Source organism: Maribacter sp., from assembly GCF_049667165.1.
Classification (GTDB): domain Bacteria; phylum Bacteroidota; class Bacteroidia; order Flavobacteriales; family Flavobacteriaceae; genus Maribacter_A.
The window spans coordinates 16,939-36,543 of sequence record NZ_JBATHS010000338.1 but is presented as its reverse complement, the minus strand read 5'-3'; the positions used below and the strand labels follow the sequence as shown (position 1 = coordinate 36,543).

General features: G+C 39.3%; 14 protein-coding genes and 1 pseudogene. 4 read left to right on the top strand and 11 right to left on the bottom strand.

Going from position 1 to position 19,605, the window contains the following annotated elements:
* Positions 1-232 precede the first annotated feature (232 nt).
* Positions 233-2,629: a trehalase family glycosidase gene (locus WBM98_RS15820; RefSeq protein WP_424366992.1), complete on the top strand. Its 2,397-nt coding sequence runs from the start codon at positions 233-235 to the stop codon at positions 2,627-2,629.
* A gap of 42 nt (positions 2,630-2,671) precedes the next feature.
* Positions 2,672-3,148 (top strand): regulatory protein RecX, encoded by a 477-nt coding sequence (locus tag WBM98_RS15815; protein ID WP_424366991.1) that lies wholly within the window; start codon positions 2,672-2,674, stop codon positions 3,146-3,148.
* A 52-nt stretch (positions 3,149-3,200) separates the two neighbouring features.
* Here WBM98_RS15815 and WBM98_RS15810 read toward each other — a convergent pair whose 3' ends face one another.
* From WBM98_RS15810 to WBM98_RS15795, 4 genes and pseudogenes are all read right to left on the bottom strand, one after another.
* Complete coding sequence (locus WBM98_RS15810) at positions 3,201-3,695, bottom strand: DUF6646 family protein (protein WP_424366990.1); 495 nt, start codon at positions 3,693-3,695, stop codon at positions 3,201-3,203.
* 55 nt (positions 3,696-3,750) lie between these two features.
* Positions 3,751-4,626, bottom strand: a complete 876-nt coding sequence (locus tag WBM98_RS15805) for a cupin-like domain-containing protein (RefSeq protein ID WP_424366989.1) — start codon at positions 4,624-4,626, stop codon at positions 3,751-3,753.
* 74 nt (positions 4,627-4,700) lie between these two features.
* Positions 4,701-4,859 (bottom strand): annotated as a pseudogene (locus WBM98_RS15800) (biotin synthase BioB); the annotation flags it as partial.
* 224 nt (positions 4,860-5,083) lie between these two features.
* Positions 5,084-6,919 (bottom strand): TonB-dependent receptor plug domain-containing protein, encoded by a 1,836-nt coding sequence (locus WBM98_RS15795; protein WP_424366988.1) that lies wholly within the window; start codon positions 6,917-6,919, stop codon positions 5,084-5,086.
* Between the two features lie 97 nt (positions 6,920-7,016).
* On the opposite strand from WBM98_RS15795, the gene WBM98_RS15790 reads away from it, so the two are divergent.
* Both WBM98_RS15790 and WBM98_RS15785 read left to right on the top strand, forming a co-directional pair.
* Positions 7,017-8,513: a PLP-dependent aminotransferase family protein gene (locus WBM98_RS15790; protein WP_424366987.1), complete on the top strand. Its 1,497-nt coding sequence runs from the start codon at positions 7,017-7,019 to the stop codon at positions 8,511-8,513.
* Positions 8,514-9,177: 664 nt separating this feature from the next.
* A complete protein-coding gene (locus tag WBM98_RS15785) occupies positions 9,178-10,518 on the top strand; it encodes an ArnT family glycosyltransferase (protein ID WP_424366986.1) in 1,341 nt (446 codons plus the stop codon).
* On the opposite strand, the gene bioD is transcribed toward WBM98_RS15785, so the two are convergent.
* From bioD to glmS, 7 genes are all read right to left on the bottom strand, one after another.
* Positions 10,504-11,121, bottom strand: coding sequence for a dethiobiotin synthase (bioD, locus tag WBM98_RS15780; RefSeq protein ID WP_424366985.1), 618 nt, complete (start codon positions 11,119-11,121; stop codon positions 10,504-10,506). The genes WBM98_RS15785 and bioD overlap by 15 nt on opposite strands.
* Positions 11,114-11,506 carry a DUF2007 domain-containing protein gene (locus WBM98_RS15775; protein ID WP_424366984.1) on the bottom strand — a complete coding sequence of 131 codons (393 nt, stop codon included), beginning with the start codon at positions 11,504-11,506 and terminating at the stop codon, positions 11,114-11,116. The genes bioD and WBM98_RS15775 overlap by 8 nt, the downstream gene beginning before the upstream one ends.
* Before the next feature lie 34 nt (positions 11,507-11,540).
* Positions 11,541-12,512, bottom strand: a complete 972-nt coding sequence (locus WBM98_RS15770) for a TIGR01212 family radical SAM protein (protein WP_424366983.1) — start codon at positions 12,510-12,512, stop codon at positions 11,541-11,543.
* A gap of 143 nt (positions 12,513-12,655) precedes the next feature.
* Positions 12,656-12,934: a F0F1 ATP synthase subunit epsilon gene (locus WBM98_RS15765; protein ID WP_424366982.1), complete on the bottom strand. Its 279-nt coding sequence runs from the start codon at positions 12,932-12,934 to the stop codon at positions 12,656-12,658.
* A gap of 77 nt (positions 12,935-13,011) precedes the next feature.
* Positions 13,012-14,520: a F0F1 ATP synthase subunit beta gene (gene atpD, locus WBM98_RS15760; RefSeq protein ID WP_424366981.1), complete on the bottom strand. Its 1,509-nt coding sequence runs from the start codon at positions 14,518-14,520 to the stop codon at positions 13,012-13,014.
* A 180-nt stretch (positions 14,521-14,700) separates the two neighbouring features.
* A complete protein-coding gene (locus tag WBM98_RS15755) occupies positions 14,701-17,478 on the bottom strand; it encodes a TonB-dependent receptor (protein WP_424366980.1) in 2,778 nt (925 codons plus the stop codon).
* Between the two features lie 198 nt (positions 17,479-17,676).
* Entirely contained in the window at positions 17,677-19,524 is a 1,848-nt protein-coding gene (glmS, locus tag WBM98_RS15750) for a glutamine--fructose-6-phosphate transaminase (isomerizing) (RefSeq protein WP_424366979.1), read from the bottom strand.
* Positions 19,525-19,605 lie beyond the last annotated feature (81 nt).

The window sequence follows — 19,605 nt, the reverse complement described above, 5'->3', positions numbered from 1 at the left end:
CAACCAAGGGATGCATATACCTATCTAGAATACCGTTTTAAGGATAAAGACGGTAAAACGATATATTAGTACACCCACTTTCATAATCGTATTAAAAGAAGGGGGAAATTAAAATTAAAAGCGACTTCGGAAACGGAGTCGCTTTTTTTTTGCTTTGATATCCCCTAAATACTTTCTTTTGAAAAGCAAGATTTGCTATCTTAAACCCTTTATGTAGATTCTAAGGTTGAATATGAAAAATTGGACGACGTTATTTTTTTTAATTTCAATGCTTGTCTCGGGGTGCTCCAAGGAAAAAGTCGGAATCGACTTCGATAAGGAAATGGAGAATGTGCCGAAAATAACGGGGAAACCCTCTTACCTAGACTCCCCTTATGTAACCGCAGGCAACCGGGTCTATATGGTAGGCCATCAAAATGGGACCTTCCCAGAAATTGGGTGGCATATTAAAGGGGAAATGGGAGGCATTTGGGATCATCCCATCAAATTAATGGACGGATTCAAGGTATCCCTCGAAATTAACAACAAGGTGTTTCATTTGGATCGTGCCGATTCCTTTATCAATTATCCAATGGCCAACAAACATGTGTACCGCCTCTTGGATGAAAACTTAACTATTGATCGTTGGCAATTCGTACCTGATGATAGAGAAGGCCTTTTGGTTCAATTTGATATTGAAAATACAGGTAGTAGCACCTCACAATTTGAATTTAGATTTTTGGGGGGTTCGGATTTGAGACCTACTTGGCTTGGCGAGAAGACCGATATGGTCGATGGTGCGGATAAGGCAGAATTTTTAAGAGACTCGGATGTATGGTTAGTAAAGGATAAAGAAAATCCGTGGTTTGTGCTTTTTGGCGCAGATGAAAGGTCTACCTCCCAATCAGAGGTAGCGCATGGCTTTTCTGGTTTAGGAATTGCAACCCAATTAGCGTATTCGCTTTCCATTCCTGCAAAAGCGAAAAAAACCTTGAACTTTATTATTGCAGGCTCATACCAATCCCAGGAAGCCGCTTTGAAAACCTATGATGATATAAAGACCAACTCCTTAAAGTACCTTTCTGAAAAGAAATTACGCTACTCCCGACTTGCCCAACAATCCAAACTCACCATTCCAGATAAGGACATTGAGGAAGCCTTTGAATGGTTAAAATATAATTGTGATTGGCTCATTCGGACTGTACCAGAAATCGGCACCGGGATTACTGCCGGGTTGCCAGATTATCCCTGGTGGTTCGGAGTTGACAGCGAATATGCCCTGAAGGGATATATGGCCATAGGCCAAACCGATGTCGTTTACAAGACCATACGGCTCTTGGATAGCGTCTCTAACGCCCTAAACGGGAATGGTAAGATAATCCATGAAATGTCTACCAATGGTGCAGTTTTCAATGATGGAAATATCAACGAAACACCGCAATTTGCCTCATTGATATGGGAAGTATATCAATGGAACGGGGATAAGGAATTTTTAAGAAAATATTTTTCGACCGTTAAAAAAGGGCTTTCTTGGCTCATGGAAGAAAATGATAAAAATAAAAATCTCTTCCCTGACGGCTTTGGAATGATGGAAATACACGGACTTAATAGTGAAATGATCGATGTTGCCGCCTATACCCAGAGAGCCTTTACCGATGCATCCAAAATGGCCGCCGAACTGGATGATCCAGCGTTGTCCTCGAACTACAAAGAAATGGCCCACATCATTAAAGATCAGATAAATAGGGCATTCTGGTCTGAAGAATCTGGTTCCTATGCAGATTTTTTAGGGACCGACGAGCAGGCATTGCATTTAATAGAAGATGCCTTGGTGCGCGCTGACACCTTAAATAAACCATGGGCAGTAACGGAATTAAAACAAACAAAGCAAAAAATACTTGCTGCTCGGTCAGCGAAATCAAAACCTTTTGTACTTCACCATAATTGGGTGGTGAATACACCCATGGAGATGGGAATTGCAGATTCGGCCAAGGCCATAAAAGGCCTCGAAACAGCCGATAATTTCGTGAATCCCTTTGGTATGTTCGTAACCGGTATCGATAGGGACATATCGGCAGGATCAGATGATGGTTCGTTCAAAGGAAGCAAAATGTTCTCTTATACTGGGGCGGTAATGACCTTGCCCACAGGAGTACAAGCCATAGCCGAAAACAATTATGGCAGGCCGGACAAGGCCTTGAATTATATAAAACGAATGACACGGACTTTTAGCTATGCCCTGCCGGGAAGCATCTATGAAGTCTCCCCGGACTATGGAATGATGACCCAAGCATGGAATATATACGGCTATGCCATTCCTATTGTACACCAGTTTTTTGGAATACGGCCCGACGCCGTGAATAAAAAAGTGGTGGTCAAGCCCCAAATGCCAAGCAAGTGGAATTCAGCCTCTCTTGAAAATGTTGCCGTGGCAAATAACCTGATATCGATTTTTTATAAAAAAAAGGATAGCCTATTTACAATGGTCATAAAAAAAACCGAACCTGATTGGACAATTGAATTTGTATTGCCCCAAGGTGCCATTCCAGATCCAGGAAGTATAAAAGGAAACCTACGCACAATTACTTATGGAGAGCATATTGGATTTAGGACTGAAGACATGGAACTCCAAATACAGTGGAAACAATGAATGGAAACCAAAATCCTATGCAATAACCCTTATCTTCGTTTAATGCGGTCGTTAGTAAAATCTTATAGTATCACTGAAGCTACCAAAAAACTGGAGGGTTATTGTGCGTACCAGGAACGTTGCCATAAAGATGTGATTACAAAACTCAAGGAAATGCACATGATCCCTGAGGCAATAGATCAGATTGTGACCCATTTGATCCAAGCAGATTACCTGAATGAGGAACGATTTGCCCAAAGTTTTGCCCGAGGTAAGTTCAATATTAAAAAATGGGGTAGAATCAGAATAACCAACGAACTGAAACAACGTGGCATTACCAAGTACAACATCAAAACCGCACTTAAGGAAATAGATGATGGGCAGTATCTAAAAACCTTTGATATCTTGGCTGAAAAACGACTGAAAGCCATTAAAGAAACCAACCTTCAAAAAAGAAAAAGAAAACTTGCCGATTATCTGCTCTACCGTGGTTGGGAAAGCCATTTGGTGTATGAAAAGATTACTGAATTGATCAAATAACAAAAGTACGATTGCCTCAGTAATCGTCCTTTTGTTATTTTTTAATACCTTTTTATAAGTTAAAAGTAGCTCCTAAGCTAAACACAAATTGATTATGTAATTCTTCAGCTAAAGTTAAATCATCTGTTTTATATTTCGCAAAAGGCACTGACACTTCTGCAAATAAACCAAAACCGTCACTAAAGAAATAACGGGTACCTAAGTGACCCCCAAAGTTCTTTAAACCTAAGTTTAAACCAGGATAAACATCAACGTTACTTGGCAATTGCATTACACTCCCTAGGTTTGCATTAAACCGTGCTTTAAGATCAAATCTATTGTCAAAACTAGCATCAATAGACTCCTCAACACCCAGAACATATGATGATGTGGCACCTATTGAGAAATTCTCCCCTAATCCATAATCATAAGTAACTACGATTCCAGTTCCGTTTTCTTGAAAGTTGGCTCCGATTTGAAATTTTGAGTCATCTTTCCCTTCGTAGGCTTGGGCATTTACAAAAGAAACACCTAGAAGCATTGTTAAAACAACGAATACTTTTTTCATTTTAATATATATTTTAGTTAGTGTACGAATTTTTAGCTGGCAAATATATCCATTCTCATTTAATTGCTCTATGGATATTCATATTTGTTTTATGAACAGCCTGATCATTCTTCCAATCGATCCATTTTTGCCCTTTCATTTTTCGCATAAGCCCATCGTAATTACGCATCACAAGAACGTTGTAAAAAGCAGAAAACAGGTTTTTCGGATTTTTGGCGATCGAGCGTAAGCTCATAGAAAATCCGGGAGTCACATATCGCATATAATGCCAATACCCTTCAGGAATATAAAGGACCTCACCATGGTTCAAATGGGTCTTAAAGCCAATGGCATTTTTAAGGGCCGGCCATTTTTCGAAATCAGGGTTCGTAAAATCGATACTCTCGTGGGTAATCAAGGAGTGAGGCACCTTATAAAGATGTTTGCTCTCCGTTTGCGGGAATAGGATACATTCCTTCTTACCTTCAAAATGAAAATGGAATATGTTGGCCAAGTCAATATCAAAATGCATGAAAGTGAATGAATCCTGTCCACCAAAGAAAAGCATAGGCAAGGTTTTCATCAACCGTAATCCAAAATCGGGATAGGTAAAGTCCTTTTGCAATTCGGGTACTTCCTTTAAAACATTCCAAAGAAAGATGCGATATTTGGTAGGCTCTTTTTGAAGTAGGTCGATGTAATCGGTCATCTTCATCTTGGCGTGGGGTTCGTTAAACCCATCCTTATGATGCACGGGACGGTCGTCGTACAAAGGCACTTCCTTGTCCCCGGCAATTGATCGTATATAATCCAGGTTCCATTTAGAGTATGCAGGCCAATCCTCAATGAACCGTTCTATTACAACCGGTCTTTGGGGCTTAAAATACGTTTTGATAAAAGCCTCCTTGGTAATGGTCTTTACCCTTGGTATTTCGTTTAAGTTCAAGTTCAATGGAGTTATGTTATACAGTAAATTTATAAAACCCTTGCTAAAAAACTCCTTAAATACTTACTAATCGTCTAGAATCAATTCTTCAATTCTGCCTTTTGTCTCGCTTGTTCGTTACGCTCAATGGTATGCCCTGGTCTTGACCATTTTGGCTTTTCACCTAAAGATTCTAATCTAGAATCTTTAGCGTCAACAGTTTCTGGTTGATCGTGTTTGGTAAAAGGTTTTTGCGGATTTTAACCCAATACCCCAGCAATGGACCAATAAATCTTCTCAAAAAGTGTTACACAACAAATCTTCCATAAATACTAATGTGTAGGTTGGTAATTCTAAGATAGACTATTTTTTGAAGAAAGAATAAGAAAAATCCCTCTTGTTTGGAAGGTTTTTTAGAAACCAAAACTGCTCACTAACAAAGTAAAAGCGAGCAGATAAAATTTAAAGTAGAAAAGTAAGATTGTTATTTAAAACTATAACGCAAACCAAATAACACATTACTTGGTGGCATTGGTGTAAAGCCAGACTCAATATATGCAGCATCAAAAATATTACTTGCCATGATTGATAATTCAACTTGTTTCAATTTCATTACAATAGAAGCATCCCAAACGTTATACGTTTGTCCTGTGGTACGTTCTGCATATTTGTAAATGATATTTTGCCGCACGTTTTTTAATAATTGAGTACTGAATCGTGTTGTAAAATGATGTTTCAATGTGTTTAGAGAGTAACGCGATAATTCTTCGTTTTGGTCTAAAATATTATCATCTAAAAAAGCATAACCGATTGCAAAAGTTTGGTTGAAGTTATTCAGCTTGAAATTATAGGCGACATCAATTTCCATTCCTTTAGTATTAACTTTAGCGATGTTGGTTGCGGTAAAGGTTTCTTCATCTGTATTCGATCTGATATAATCAATAAGATTTTCCGAATCTCTATTAAAAACTGAAATACTTGCTCCAATTTTTGGACTGATATACTTAATTCCTAATTCTTGTGCAAAAGCTTCTTCGGGTTCCAAATCCGGATTTCCTGCACTTCCACCTCCGTTATAATATAAATCGGTATAGGTTGGAATTCTGTAAGTAAAACCAATGTTTCCATAAGCTTTTAGGTTGTTGGCAATATCAAATCCAATATCCAAACCAGGAAAAGCATTAAATTTAAAATCCGAAAAATAAGTCATGGCAACCCCAGGCGTAATATCTAAACGATCGTCAGCAAATTGAAATCTATGTTCTAAAAACAAGGTTGTCATAAAACGATTACGATGGCCTAAATTATTACTTCGTAAATACACTTTAGACATGTCGATTCCAAATCCTGTAATACCTAATGTAGAGGTGTAAGCCGCATTAGCTTCGGCCCCGATTTTATCTGAAATATGAAAATTTCTAAAAAAGTTAGGGTCATCCCGTTGTAGTAAAAACAAATCTTGATTCCGTTTCCAATACACACGCGGTTGAATTTTTAGTTTTTCAGACTTAAAAGTAGTTGTAAATGCAATTAAGCTATTTTGAGTTTCTTCATATTCATTAAAACCCCAACTAGTTGGCGTGTAAAAATTTTGAGCTCCGAATTTGCGTTCAAAAAACGTTGCGATCATCTCAATAGGTTGGTCTTTTTTATTGAATACGCTTTTTAGAAAAAAGTTGGAATTATTATAATCTGAATTATTTCTATAACCTTCAGAAGTCATTTTTCCAGCATGGAAAATATGTGTTGAATTCACTAATTCAGACCCAACGGTTAGAGAACCATTAAGCTGACCAAAAGAACCAGCTTCAAGATTTGCAGAAACAGAATTACTTAAATTAGATTTAGTGACAATATTAATTGCACCACTAAATGCATTCTGCCCAAAAACTCTAGCTGCAGGACCTTTTATAATTTCAATACGCTCAATAACTTCTAGTGGTAATGCCGCATTCATGGTGTGATGGCCTGTTTGTGCATCATCCATTTTAATACCATCAATTAACAAAAGTGTTTGGTCAAAACCACCTCCTCTAATAAATAAATCTGCCTGACTTCCTCCAGTACCACGTCTTCTAATGTCTACACCAGCAACTTGCTGTAATAAATCTGATATGGTAACGGCAGCACTATTTTTAATATCAGTTGCTGTAATAATATTTATGGTTCTGGAATTTTCTTTGAAGGGTAAATCAATTCGATTTGAAGTAACTACAACTTCACTTAAAGAATCGATTTTTATTATAGGTTCCTCTTGTTGCGCATTTAACTGAAATGCGCTAATTAGAAAAAATGTAAAAAGTAAGACTGTATATTTCATCTATTTGAGTATTGCACTGGTTGTTATTGCATCATTTAATTCAATTCTGCAAAAGTCGTAACTTTCCGGACGATTAAACTAGTCCAGTTTTAAAACAATGAATAGTCCGGTTAGTGCTATATTAAAACAACTTGTCACATTCGACAAAACGATTGTGCAACCTGTTTATATACAAGTAGCACAACAAGTTATAAATGCGATACAACGTGGCTACTTAGAAAAAGGTAGTAAGTTACCAGGAACAAGGGTTATAAGTCAGTTGTTAAACATTCATCGCAATACAGCTGTTGCTATTTACGAAGAATTGGCTTCACAAGGTTGGGTAGATATTATAGCTAACAAAGGGACTTTTGTTTTGGTGCCAGAGGAATCTACCGTAAAACTTAAAGCAACAGCCCAGCATATCCATCAGGCCTATACGTATCCAAAAGCGGTTGGTTTTCCGTTTCAACTGTCATTTCATTTGGCTTCAACAACAGAAGAAACTTATTCAAAATATATGCTAAGCGACGGTAAACCAGATTTACGTTTACATCCTGTGTACCAGTTTTCGAGATGGTATAGTGCAGCAATGAAACGAAAACCATTAATTAATAAATGGAATAGAACAAGTGCTTTAATTCCTTCAATTTTTAGTACACAACTTTGTAATTATTTAAACGCAACACGAGGATTTCATATAAAACCAAATAATGTAGTAAATACCCGTAGCACGGAAATGAGCCTGTATATAGTTTCACAATTATTAATTAAACAGGATGATTTGGTATTGGTTGGACAGTTGAGTAATTATGCTGCTAATATGATTTTTCAACAAGCTGGTGCAGCGATCAGAACGATTCCTGTAGATAGTGAAGGTTTAAATATAGAATATATAAAAAAGCATTTTGCAAAAGGAAGTATACGCTGTGTGTATGTCTGTGCCAATAGAGATTATCCTACAACTGTAACGTTAAGTGCAAAACGACGATTACAATTATTGCAATTAGCAAAAACGCATGGATTTGCCATTATAGAAGATGATTACGACCACGATTTTCAGTTTGAAGGGTCTGCAATGTTACCCATGGCAAGTGCAGATGCCAACGGAATGGTTATTTATTTGGGCAAGTTAGGACAATCGCTATTTCCAAGTTTTCAGACGGGCTTTGTAGTAGCACCAGAAAACTTAATTTCTGAAGCTAAAAACTATTTGCAATTACTTGATAAACAAGGCGATTTAATACAAGAACAAATGCTTTCTGAACTTATTTCTGAAGGCGAAATATATCGCCTTAAGAAAAAAAACATAATCACTTATAAACAGCGTCGCGATAGTTTGTGCCATTTTTTAAACTATTATTTTGAAGGTATTACAACTTGGGAAATACCCTTAGGCGGTTTAGCAATATGGCTACAATTTGTAGAAACAATATCATTAGTGAAACTTGCTGAGGAAGCCGTAAAATTAGATTTATTTCTGCCAAAAACTATTTTATATCAAGATAAAAATACCTGTGCTATTCGTTTTGGTTTTGGGCATTTGAATGAAGAAGAAATCGAAATTGTAATTAAGAAATTGAAAAGTGCTTATAACAAGGTCATTAATCTGTAATAGGAAATTCAGTTTTGCAATCTTCACATTTGTATTGATAACCTGCGCCAAATACGCAATGTAAATAAAATGGGAACAATAAGAAATGACATTAAGAATTTAAAATTAGGAGTGGTTGCGTACATCTCAATATGTTCACCTTTACAATTAGGACAAACAATAGGATTCCCTTCATCGTCTACAGAATAAGCTTTAATTGATTTTAAAATTGCTCCAACTTTCTCTTCGTCTTTGGTAAGTACTTTTAATTTTACGCCTCCAATAGCTTGGCTGACTAAAGGAACAGTGTCTATGGTAAGATTATCCCTTAAAAAACTTCGATACCATCTGCTTTTAATCTTCCTTTTGCGATTTCTGCTTCTCTAGAATATGGAAATCCAGCACTATGCTAATGAAGGTGTCTTGCATAGTGTTTTCTATCGCGTTCGGAAAGATTTTTTTTCGCCATAGAATTCAATACATCCGCATTTTACATATCTTGCAAAGATGGGAATCAATCCCAAGAAAATACATGTCCTATACCCTTATAAATTCAATCTTTAAGAACTATTCCGACCTGAAGGACAGGACAGTATTCCTAATGATTTTTTGTATTTCCTTCTTTATACGATTCCCATTTTTTTTCAGGGATTACATCGATCGAGATGAAAGTACATTTATACTTATGGGACAATCTTGGGTTGAGGGACATTTGCCCTATACCGAACTTTGGGATTTAAAGCCGCCTATAACGTTCTTTGTTTTTGCTGCCATTATTTATGTGTTCGGCAAAAGTTTTATTGCCATTCGCCTTTTTGGGGCCCTTTTCGTTGCCTTAACCGCATTTTTTACCTACAAGATTGGCAAGGAGGTGCATTCACGGAAGATAGGTGTTTGGGCTGCTATTTCAACGGTGGCACTTCTCTCCCTTTTCGGTAGTTTACAAGGGGTTATGTCCGAACATATCTGTATGGCCTTTTTTATGCCCGGACTCTATATCATGCTGAAATCCAAAAAATCCGTTCCCTACCTTTTATCCGGATTGTTGATGGGATTGGCGGTGATGACCAAAATGAACATTGCCTATACCCTATTATTCCTGGGGGTGTTTTTATTTTATTCAGATATTCGCGACCGAAAATGGACTCAGGCCATAATGAATACATTTTTATATGGGTTTGGTATTCTTCTCATCATCGTATTGACCCTTCTACCATACTATCTACAGGGAAACACGGAATTATGGATTAAATCGGTTTTTAAGGCTCCTCTGGCATACATCGGTGCACGTAGATATACCCCATTTGAGTTGGCCCCTGTATACCTGGTCTTGGCCGCCTTTTTTATACTCACCTGGAAAAAGAAGCTCTTGGATTTTAAAAACGTCTCCATTCAATATCTTCTGGTAGCTATCCTTGGGGTATTGTTCACTTTTTACAAAGGAGGCCGGATCAACGGGCACTACTTGATCCAATTGCATCCCATGCTTTTGATTTTGGTTGTCATCGTGATAAGCAAGGTTCAATTTTTCAAAAATATACGATGGAAACCCTACTTCCTTTTTATGTTTTTATTGATTCCCGCCGAATCCTATCTGGAGTACATCAATGTCCTAAAAAATAAGGTGGATCGCGGGACTTTTTTTAATGGGGAGGGTTTTTCAGTACCCAGTTTTATTCAAGAAAATGATTTGGACACAGAAAACATTCTGTTTTTTGGATATCATATCGGGTATTGGGTTTTAAATTCCAAGCCCCCCACGAAAGCGGCAACCCATCCCAGTAATATTTGTCGTGATGAATTATTTCCGTTCTATGACAATCCCAGGAAAACCGCTATGGAAGAACTTCGATATATTATGGAAACCATTCAACCCAAAACCGTGGTTGTGCGAAAGAACCGTAGGGTCTTTGATAAAAAAGAAGAAGCCGAAAACGAATATATCAATGCGTATTTAGCCGAGCATTACAGCGTACTTGCAACCGTTGAAAAAGCGGAAATTTTGCAGCGTTTAAAGAGATTGTAGTGCCGAACGGAATTGATCTGCATATTTTTTTATGACCAAGGAATCAAAACTTGGTTCTTCATCGATCCTTCCCAACGATTTAACACCCGTCTTTTTAAGTATGATGCTTTCCGTAGTTGGATTTTCATCGCCACTAAAAATCAAGGATACGTCATACTTTTTAAGTTGAAGCCATTTAACGGTCAATAAAGTATGGTTAATACTTCCCAAATAATGGCGGGAAACCACAATCACTTTATAATTGGGCAATATGAGATCCAATACGGTATCGGTATCGTTTAAAGGCACAAGCAGTCCTCCTGCCCCTTCAATGACCAAATGGTTAGTGGTCTTCGGTTCAAAAATATGATTTATATCGATTGAAATACCGTCAATTTTTGCCGCGGCATGTGGACTCATCGGAGTTTTGAGTTCAAAATTACAAGGATGTATTTTCGATGTTCCATTCGAAATTAAGCGCGCCACCTTATCGCTATCGGTATTATCCAATTCCCCAGCTTGTACCGGTTTCCAATAATCGGCCTCCAAGGCCTCCGCTATTATGGCCGAGACTATTGTTTTACCTACTCCTGTCGAAATCCCTGTAATAAAAAACCTATGCATTTTTATCTGGTTTAGTAATGATACCACAATTTAGGCATTTGTATTTTTTCTCCTCAAAAAATGGAAAGAGTTTATGAAAAATAGTTTTGCGTTCATAATAGGCTTCCGATTTTTGTGCCTTACAGTTTGGGCAAACAATGGGGTTTCCCTCATCATCTATGGCATAAGCCCTTATTTCATTATAGATTTCTAGTGCCCTATCCCTATCCTTGGAATAGACTTGTAGTTTGACCCCTCCAATGGCATGGCTAATCAAGGGGTCTGAATTCAAGGTATTTTCATCCTTTAGGAAAACTGGTATTCCTTCAGATTCTAACTTCCCTTTTAAGATTTGCACATCCGCTGCAAATTCAAATGAGGCCACTATAAAAAACTTTTCCGTCATAGGGACTAAAGATAGCTTTTCAAAACTTGTAAAACTATCTACTCTGTAACGCTGAAGGTTGAATCTCCTGTGTATTGGAGGTATAGAATTTCCCCTGCCACGTGTTTTTTTTGACCAACAGATTATCAATCCTATCGTAGATTTCCTGTTTTCTTACCCCACCCCATTTAGGAGCGATCAATAATTCTTTCGGGGCTTCACTAATAAAACGTTCAATAATGATATCGGGCCGTAAATACCCTATAAATTCCGCAATAAAATCAATATAATCCTCAAGCTCGAATAGGTTGAAGGTTTCTGGGCTTCGCTTATAGTTCACCGCCATTACGGAGTTTTTGACGATTTGTAAATGATGTATCTTCAACGTATCTATTGGTAATTTCGACAATTCCACAGCATGTTGTATCAAATCATTTTTAGATTCCCCAGGCAAACCCATAATGATGTGTGCCCCTAAATGAAACCCCTTGTCCATGCACTTTTTATACGTGGCTATGGTATCAGCATAGGTGTGGCAACGGTTTATTTTCAAAAGTGTCTTTTCATTGGTACTTTCCACACCAAAATCCAACGAAATAAAATAGTCCTTCGACAGTGCTGCCAAATAATCGATGACCCCATCCGAAATACAATCCGGTCGGGTACCTATGACCAACCCGACCACTTTGGGAACGCTCAAGGCCTCTTGGTACATCGCTTTAAGTGATTCCAAATCGGAATAGGTGTTGGTGTATGCTTGAAAATAGGCAAGATATTTATTGTTCTTCCCGCGTTTGGCAAAGAACTCGATGCCTTCCTGCAATTGGGCCGCAATACTTTTTTGGGGTTCGCAATAATCGGGATTAAAGGTGTTATTGTTGCAATACGTGCACCCACCATAGCCTTTGGATCCATCCCGGTTGGGGCAAGAAAAACCGACATCCAATGAAATTTTCTGCACGCGTTCCCCAAAATGCAACTTTACAAAAGAATTATAATCGATATAACGTTTCCCTATAAAATTCATCCAGAACAATTGTACCTTAAAGATATTGTATTAGTTGTAAATAGTATCATCAATACCCCAACTGAACATGATAATTAGACGAATATCCGTAAAAAAAAAGCCATACGATTCGTATGGCTTTTACAATATTTCTTATACTAATCCTAGTCCGCCAGAACGATGATTTTGTTCCCCTTCATCTCAACAGTCCCACTGGTTATGGCTAGAACCGTTTTGCCTTTGGCATTTTTGGTGAATTTACTTTCGTATTCCTCTTCGATGGTAATGTTACCGTCAACGATAACCTTTCCTTTTTGAAGCAATGAAACGATGGGCGCGTGATCATTAAGCATCTGGAATTCCCCATTGATGCCTGGCACCGTCACTGAGTTCACTTCTCCTGCAAATAAGGTAGCTTCTGGGGATACAATTTCTAAATACATATTCTTTAGTTGTTTGTTGTTTGTTGTTCGTTGATGGAAAAATTACAAACAACCACCAACTATCAACCAACAACCATTTATGCCTCAGCCAACATTCGCTCACCAGCTTCGATGGCTTCCTCAATGGTACCCTTAAGGTTAAAAGCCGATTCTGGTAAGTGATCCAACTCACCATCCATAATCATGTTAAATCCTTTCATGGTTTCCTTGATATCTACCAAAACCCCGGGGATACCGGTAAATTGTTCCGCTACATGGAAAGGTTGTGAAAGGAAACGTTGTACCCGTCTAGCCCTACCAACGGCCAATTTATCTTCCTCGGACAATTCTTCCATACCTAAAATGGCAATAATATCCTGAAGTTCTTTGTAGTGTTGCAATAATTCCTTTACCCTTTGGGCACAAGCGTAATGATCTTTACCTAAAATTTCCGGGGTCAAGATCCTTGACGTAGAATCCAATGGATCCACAGCGGGATAAATACCCAACTCGGCAATCTTACGCGAAAGTACGGTTGTGGCATCCAAGTGGGCAAATGTGGTTGCCGGTGCTGGATCTGTTAAATCATCCGCAGGAACGTAGACCGCCTGTACCGATGTAATGGAACCTCTTTTGGTCGATGTAATACGTTCTTGCATGGCACCCATTTCAGTGGCCAATGTAGGTTGATACCCAACCGCAGATGGCATACGACCTAAAAGCGCCGATACCTCAGAACCTGCTTGTGTAAAACGGAAAATATTATCTACGAAAAACAATACATCCTTTCCTTGACCTTCACCCGCTCCATCCCGGAAATACTCTGCAATGGTCAATCCTGATAGTGCTACACGGGCACGGGCTCCAGGAGGTTCGTTCATCTGTCCGAAAATGAAAGTCGCTTTGGACTCTTTCATGGCTTTTTTATCAACCTTTGATAAATCCCATCCGCCTTCTTCCATAGAATGCAAAAAGGCATCGCCATATTTTATAATTCCGGACTCCAACATTTCACGAAGCAAGTCATTCCCTTCACGGGTACGTTCCCCTACCCCTGCGAAAACCGAAAGTCCACCATGCCCTTTGGCAATATTGTTGATCAATTCCTGAATCAATACTGTTTTACCAACACCCGCACCACCAAACAAACCGATTTTACCTCCTTTAGCATAAGGCTCTATCAAATCAATAACCTTGATACCTGTAAAAAGCACCTCGGTAGAGGTAGAAAGGTCTTCAAATTTTGGAGGATCACGGTGAATGGGCAATCCGTTTTTACCCGTTTTGGGCAAATTGCCAATACCATCGATCGCATCACCAATCACATTAAACAAACGTCCATAAATATCATCACCAACTGGCATTTGAATCGCACTTCCGGTGGCAACCACCTCTACGCCCCTGCTTAAACCATCGGTAGAATCCATAGCAATAGTTTTTACCGTGTTCTCACCAATATGCGATTGAACTTCCAAAACCAAAATAGATCCATCTTCCCTGTTAATTTCAAGGGAATCATAAATTTTGGGAAGGTCCGATTCTGATTGAAATTCAACATCTACAACTGGCCCAATGATTTGGGAAACTTTACCTGTAATTTTCGACATTACTAACGTGTTTATGTTTTTTTGTTCTTTAAATCCGAAATCTGGATGTGACATCCCATGATTTTCAGGCTGCAAAGATATGTTTTTCAATTTTAAATTGAAATGCTTTTCTGTCCTTTTTTAAAAAAGTAAAAAGACGCTTAAACAAGCGTCTTTTTCTTTCTTTAATTCCTATGAGCCTTAATTGTTTATGGTCCAGGACAAGTAATATTGAGAACCTATATACCCCGTTCCTACCGCCGTATAATACTCATCCCCCAATAGGTTTGAGGCTCCCAGTTTAAATACTGACTTTATACTCGGTACCGCATAATTGACTTGGGCGTCGAGTACGCTAAAAGAAGGTATTTTACCGGTCGCAAATGAGTTCTCCCACAAGAAGGTCTCGGTCCATCTATAGTTGACATTAAAACCGAAATTATCGAACAACTCCGTATTTCCAAAAGATGCCTTCACCTTGTTACGTGGCGTGTTGAACTGGGGCTGAAAATCGGGATCCGATGTTTCGTCAAAGTCAAAGTCGGCATAGGTATAGTTGATACCTACATCAAAATTACCCAATACCTTGGCTTCAATGCCTGCCGTGACCCCGTAAGACGTTATATCTGCCAATGAGTTGGTATAGGTGTTAAATATTTGTATGTCGTTGTTTTGCAAGGCCAAAAGTGAAAGCCCACCATCCCCTGCTTGGCCATATTTTGGTGTTGCCACAAATTTTTGTGATATAAAATCTTGATAATCATTATAGTAACCACTGATATCAACTACTACTTTTCCTATTTGACCGCGATACCCTAATTCCAACGCCGTCACTTTTTCAGGCTTAACCAGAGGGGTATTCACCACTTCTGGTGTACCTGCCGCCAGCGAACTGACAGAGAATGCATTTTCATAGGCAGCCCTACCTACCAACGTAACGGTATTGGACCCAACAATGGCAGCGCCATTGGTAGAGACCGAGGTGTCAAAAACATATCGATCTAAGTTATCTGGTGAGGCACCTACCAAACGCGCACGACCTGCGTCTAAACCAATATATAAGTCTTGAGTGGTTGGGTTTCTAAACCCTGTTTGGAAGGATCCCCTGAAATTATGATTTCTATTCTCACCTACCGTATAGGTCAAAGAACCCCTTGGGGAAACAAACCCATCGAACAATTCATTTTTATCATAACGAACAGATCCTGTGAACTTTATACGCTCATCCATAAATTTTTTCTGGAGCTGCGTGTACAATCCATATTCTGCATAAGGAATGGGGCCATCATTATCGGTAAAAATGGTTCCGCTGGAATTCAATTCATATTCCCTGTAAGAGCCCCCCATCTGAATATCGGCAAAATCGCTTGTCAAATGACTAAAATTATAATTCGCATCAATATGCCTCAATTTTGTATTGTCAATAAATCTGGCGCCAGTGGCTACATTCCCATCTGCAATTACGGTATTGAAAGCAGCTTTAAATTCAGGTGTACCTGGGATTAACCTACCCGTATCCGCTGCAGCCCTCGCTGCGGCATGGGCTGTGGCATCATCCAATTGTACCCCGGTGCCAATACCCAACTTAGCACCAATATAGGTAGCAGCATAATCCCCAAACCACGAAGCCTCACTTGGGTCATTTGGGTTAGGGAGATCCCTTTTCCATTTTCTATTTACATTGACCGCTGCTAATCTTGTATCATAAGAATCCCCAGCATTCTCAGATGTGATGTATCCCCTCACAAAAAAGTTGTCGTTCCTGAACTCCAACTTGTGTTGCTGTAAGGAAAAATTATCGATGTAATATCTATTGGCCCCTTGGTAAATTGTGGAGCCGCGGCCTACCCTACCGTTATATATGATTTCAAAGTCATCGGCAAAGGGCCGATAGTGAATGGCCCCATCAAACTTTACACTTTGCGCATCATAATCGGTCAGGTCACTTTCGGCATAACCCGTTCTTGTAACAAATGCAGAACCCAATGTTCCCGACGGTAGTCCAGCCAAGGCATCAAAATTAACGGTCCCGGAAACGGCTTCTCCATAAACGTTGAGCCCATCATACCCTGGGTCAGCCCTTGTAAAGCCGGGATTGTTCAAATCTTCTTCATTTACGGCATACCAATCGGTCCCTTCCATATAGGAGAAACTTGCCTTAACCGCCAATTTATCACTGAAGGCATGGGCAGCGCGTATTCCAAAATCATAATAAGGATTGTCACCGGCAGCTTTTTGGGAAGTGATCCCAGTTTTGATATAGGCGCTGATTCCCTGAAAATCAAATGGACTCTTACTTCTCATAAACAGAATTCCATTAAAAGCGTTTGCTCCATAGAGTGCGGAAGACGCCCCGGGAAGAATTTCAACACTTTGCACATCCAAATCGTTCATCCCAACCAAGTTACCAAGAACAAAGTTCAGTGCCGGAGAGGAGTTGTCCATACCATCGACCAATTGCATGAACCTGGTATTCGCAAAGCTGGCAAAGCCCCGTGTATTTATGGATTGGAACGTTAAACTGTTGGTGTTGATATCAACACCCTTCAAATTTTCCAAACCTCCATAAAAAGAGGCCGCCGAAGTATTTTGAATATCCTTTAACCCAAAACGCTCAATGGAAACAGGGGATTCGAACAATCGTTCAGGCGTTCTTGATGCCGAAATAACGATTTCATCAAGAATTGTGGATGCCTCGTTAAGAACAATCGTTATATTCTGATTGTTCGAAGTGACATCAAAAGTGGTGTCGGTGTAACCGATACTTGAAATTTTTAATTGAAATGGGGGTGTTTCAGAAGTTTTCAAAGTAAAATTACCATCAAAATCCGATACAGCACCTACTGCCTTACCGACAATAACCACATTTGACCCTGGGACAGGTTCGTTGTTGGGATCAACAACATTCCCTGTAATCGTTGTTTGGGCAACCCCAATGGTCCCCAGCATCAACAAGGATAAAAAAAGTATCGCTCTCATTTTAGTTAGAAGTTAAATTAGTTCGTGGCCAATATACAGATTTTTTTATATTGGAAAATCATAAAATCATAAAATTATGCGTGCATAGTATATTTTTTGCCAAAAAAATGGGGGTTATTTTGCACAATCTATAATATTAACACAGAAAGGGCCATGATTTAGATCATGGCCCTTTCCTTTATTTATAAACCCGTATTATTATTCCACCGTAACCGATTTTGCCAAATTACGAGGCTGATCTACATTACAACCCCTCATCACGGCGATGTGATAAGACAACAATTGTAGCGGAATGGTTGTCAACAATGGTGTTAAGCTCTCAAAGGTCTCAGGCACCTCGATAACGTGGTCCGCCAATTCCCTTACTTGGGTATCGCCCTGGGTCACTATGGCGATAATCTTACCTTTACGGGACTTTATTTCCTGTATATTACTAACTACTTTTTCATAATGGCCTTTCTTGGTAGCTATGACAATAACGGGCATTTGCTCATCTATCAAAGCAATTGGGCCATGCTTCATTTCTGCGGCGGGATATCCCTCGGCATGGATATAACTGATCTCCTTTAATTTGAGGGCTCCTTCAAGGGCAACCGGGAAATTGTATCCTCTACCCAGATATAGACAGTTGGTGGAATCTTTGTACACATCCGCGATAATCTCGACCAAAGGATTGGCCTCCAATGCCTTTTCGACCTTAGCGGGGATTGTCTCCAACTCGGATAAGAACTCATGGAATCGCGATTCTGAAAATACACCTTTCTCCTTGGCCAATTTTAAGGCCAATAAGGTCAAAACGGTTATTTGTGTAGTGAACGCTTTTGTTGAGGCAACACCGATTTCCGGTCCGGCATGCGTATAGGCCCCTGCATGGGTCTCCCTAGCTATGGAGGAACCCACAACATTACAGACCCCAAAGACAAAGGCTCCTTTTTCCTTGGCCAATTTAATAGCCGCCAAAGTATCGGCCGTTTCCCCTGATTGGGAAATCGCTATCAATACATCCTTATCGGTTATAACGGGGTTTCTATATCTGAATTCCGAAGCATATTCCACTTCGACTGGAATACGGGCCAAATCCTCAAAGATATATTCCGCTACCAATCCTGCGTGCCATGAAGTACCGCAAGCAACGATTATTATTCTATTGGCATTAAGGAATTTTTCGAGGTTTTGATCGATTCCCGACATTTTTATCAATCCCTGATCGGCCAATAAACGGCCCCGATAGGTATCCATAATAGCCCGGGGCTGCTCATAGATTTCCTTCAACATAAAATGATCGTACCCTCCTTTTTCGATTTCCTCCAAATTCAATTGAAGTTCCAAAATATTGGGATAGGCCACCGCATCATTCTTTATTTTTCGCAACTTTATTTCCTTCCCAAGTCGTATAATGGCCATTTCCTCATCTTCCAAATAGACTGCATTGTTCGTGAATTCAATAAAGGGAGAGGCATCCGATGCAATAAAAAATTCATTTTCACCAATGCCAATCGCCAAAGGACTACCTAATTTCGCCACTACAATCTCATCGGGCTTTTTCTTATCGAAAACGGCAATGGCATAGGCGCCAATGGCTTGGTTCAAAGCTATTTGAACCGCTTGCCCTAACATTACACCTTCCGTTTTCTGCACCTCTTCAATCAGGTTGATCAGTACCTCGGTATCCGTGTCGGAAGTAAAGGTATACCCCCGATTCATCAATTCTTTTTTAAGGGACTCATAGTTTTCGATGATTCCGTTATGAATGATCACCAAATCTCCTGAATTGGAATAATGTGGATGTGAATTCACGTCGTTCGGTACCCCATGTGTGGCCCAACGGGTGTGACCAATTCCCAAGGTACCTTCCAATGACATGCCAGATTTGGATTTTTGATTCAAATCCTCAACCTTGCCCTTGGTTTTTGACAGATTGATTTGATTCCCGTCAAATAGGGCAATCCCTGCACTATCATACCCTCGATATTCCAAGCGCTGAAGACCTTTCATTATAATGGGATAGGCATCCCTGTGACCAATATACCCTACAATTCCACACATAATATATTTTTTGTTAGATGGCTTAAATTAGAATTTTTTTTCAAATCTAATACTTAGGATGTAAAACCCTGTAACTCTTAG

Bases quoted from the DNA above. Each gene is read 5' to 3' on its own strand.
- WBM98_RS15820 (WP_424366992.1), top strand. From the start codon at position 233: ATGAAAAATTGGACGACGTTATTTTTTTTAATTTCAATGCTTGTCTCG.
- WBM98_RS15815 (WP_424366991.1), top strand. From the start codon at position 2,672: ATGCGGTCGTTAGTAAAATCTTATAGTATCACTGAAGCTACCAAAAAA.
- WBM98_RS15810 (WP_424366990.1), bottom strand. From the start codon at position 3,695: ATGAAAAAAGTATTCGTTGTTTTAACAATGCTTCTAGGTGTTTCTTTT.
- WBM98_RS15795 (WP_424366988.1), bottom strand. From the start codon at position 6,919: ATGAAATATACAGTCTTACTTTTTACATTTTTTCTAATTAGCGCATTT.
- WBM98_RS15790 (WP_424366987.1), top strand. From the start codon at position 7,017: ATGAATAGTCCGGTTAGTGCTATATTAAAACAACTTGTCACATTCGAC.
- WBM98_RS15785 (WP_424366986.1), top strand. From the start codon at position 9,178: ATGGGACAATCTTGGGTTGAGGGACATTTGCCCTATACCGAACTTTGG.
- bioD (WP_424366985.1), bottom strand. From the start codon at position 11,121: ATGCATAGGTTTTTTATTACAGGGATTTCGACAGGAGTAGGTAAAACA.
- WBM98_RS15775 (WP_424366984.1), bottom strand. From the start codon at position 11,506: ATGACGGAAAAGTTTTTTATAGTGGCCTCATTTGAATTTGCAGCGGAT.
- WBM98_RS15770 (WP_424366983.1), bottom strand. From the start codon at position 12,512: ATGAATTTTATAGGGAAACGTTATATCGATTATAATTCTTTTGTAAAG.
- WBM98_RS15765 (WP_424366982.1), bottom strand. From the start codon at position 12,934: ATGTATTTAGAAATTGTATCCCCAGAAGCTACCTTATTTGCAGGAGAA.
- atpD (WP_424366981.1), bottom strand. From the start codon at position 14,520: ATGTCGAAAATTACAGGTAAAGTTTCCCAAATCATTGGGCCAGTTGTA.
- WBM98_RS15755 (WP_424366980.1), bottom strand. From the start codon at position 17,478: ATGAGAGCGATACTTTTTTTATCCTTGTTGATGCTGGGGACCATTGGG.
- glmS (WP_424366979.1), bottom strand. From the start codon at position 19,524: ATGTGTGGAATTGTAGGGTATATTGGTCACAGGGATGCCTATCCCATT.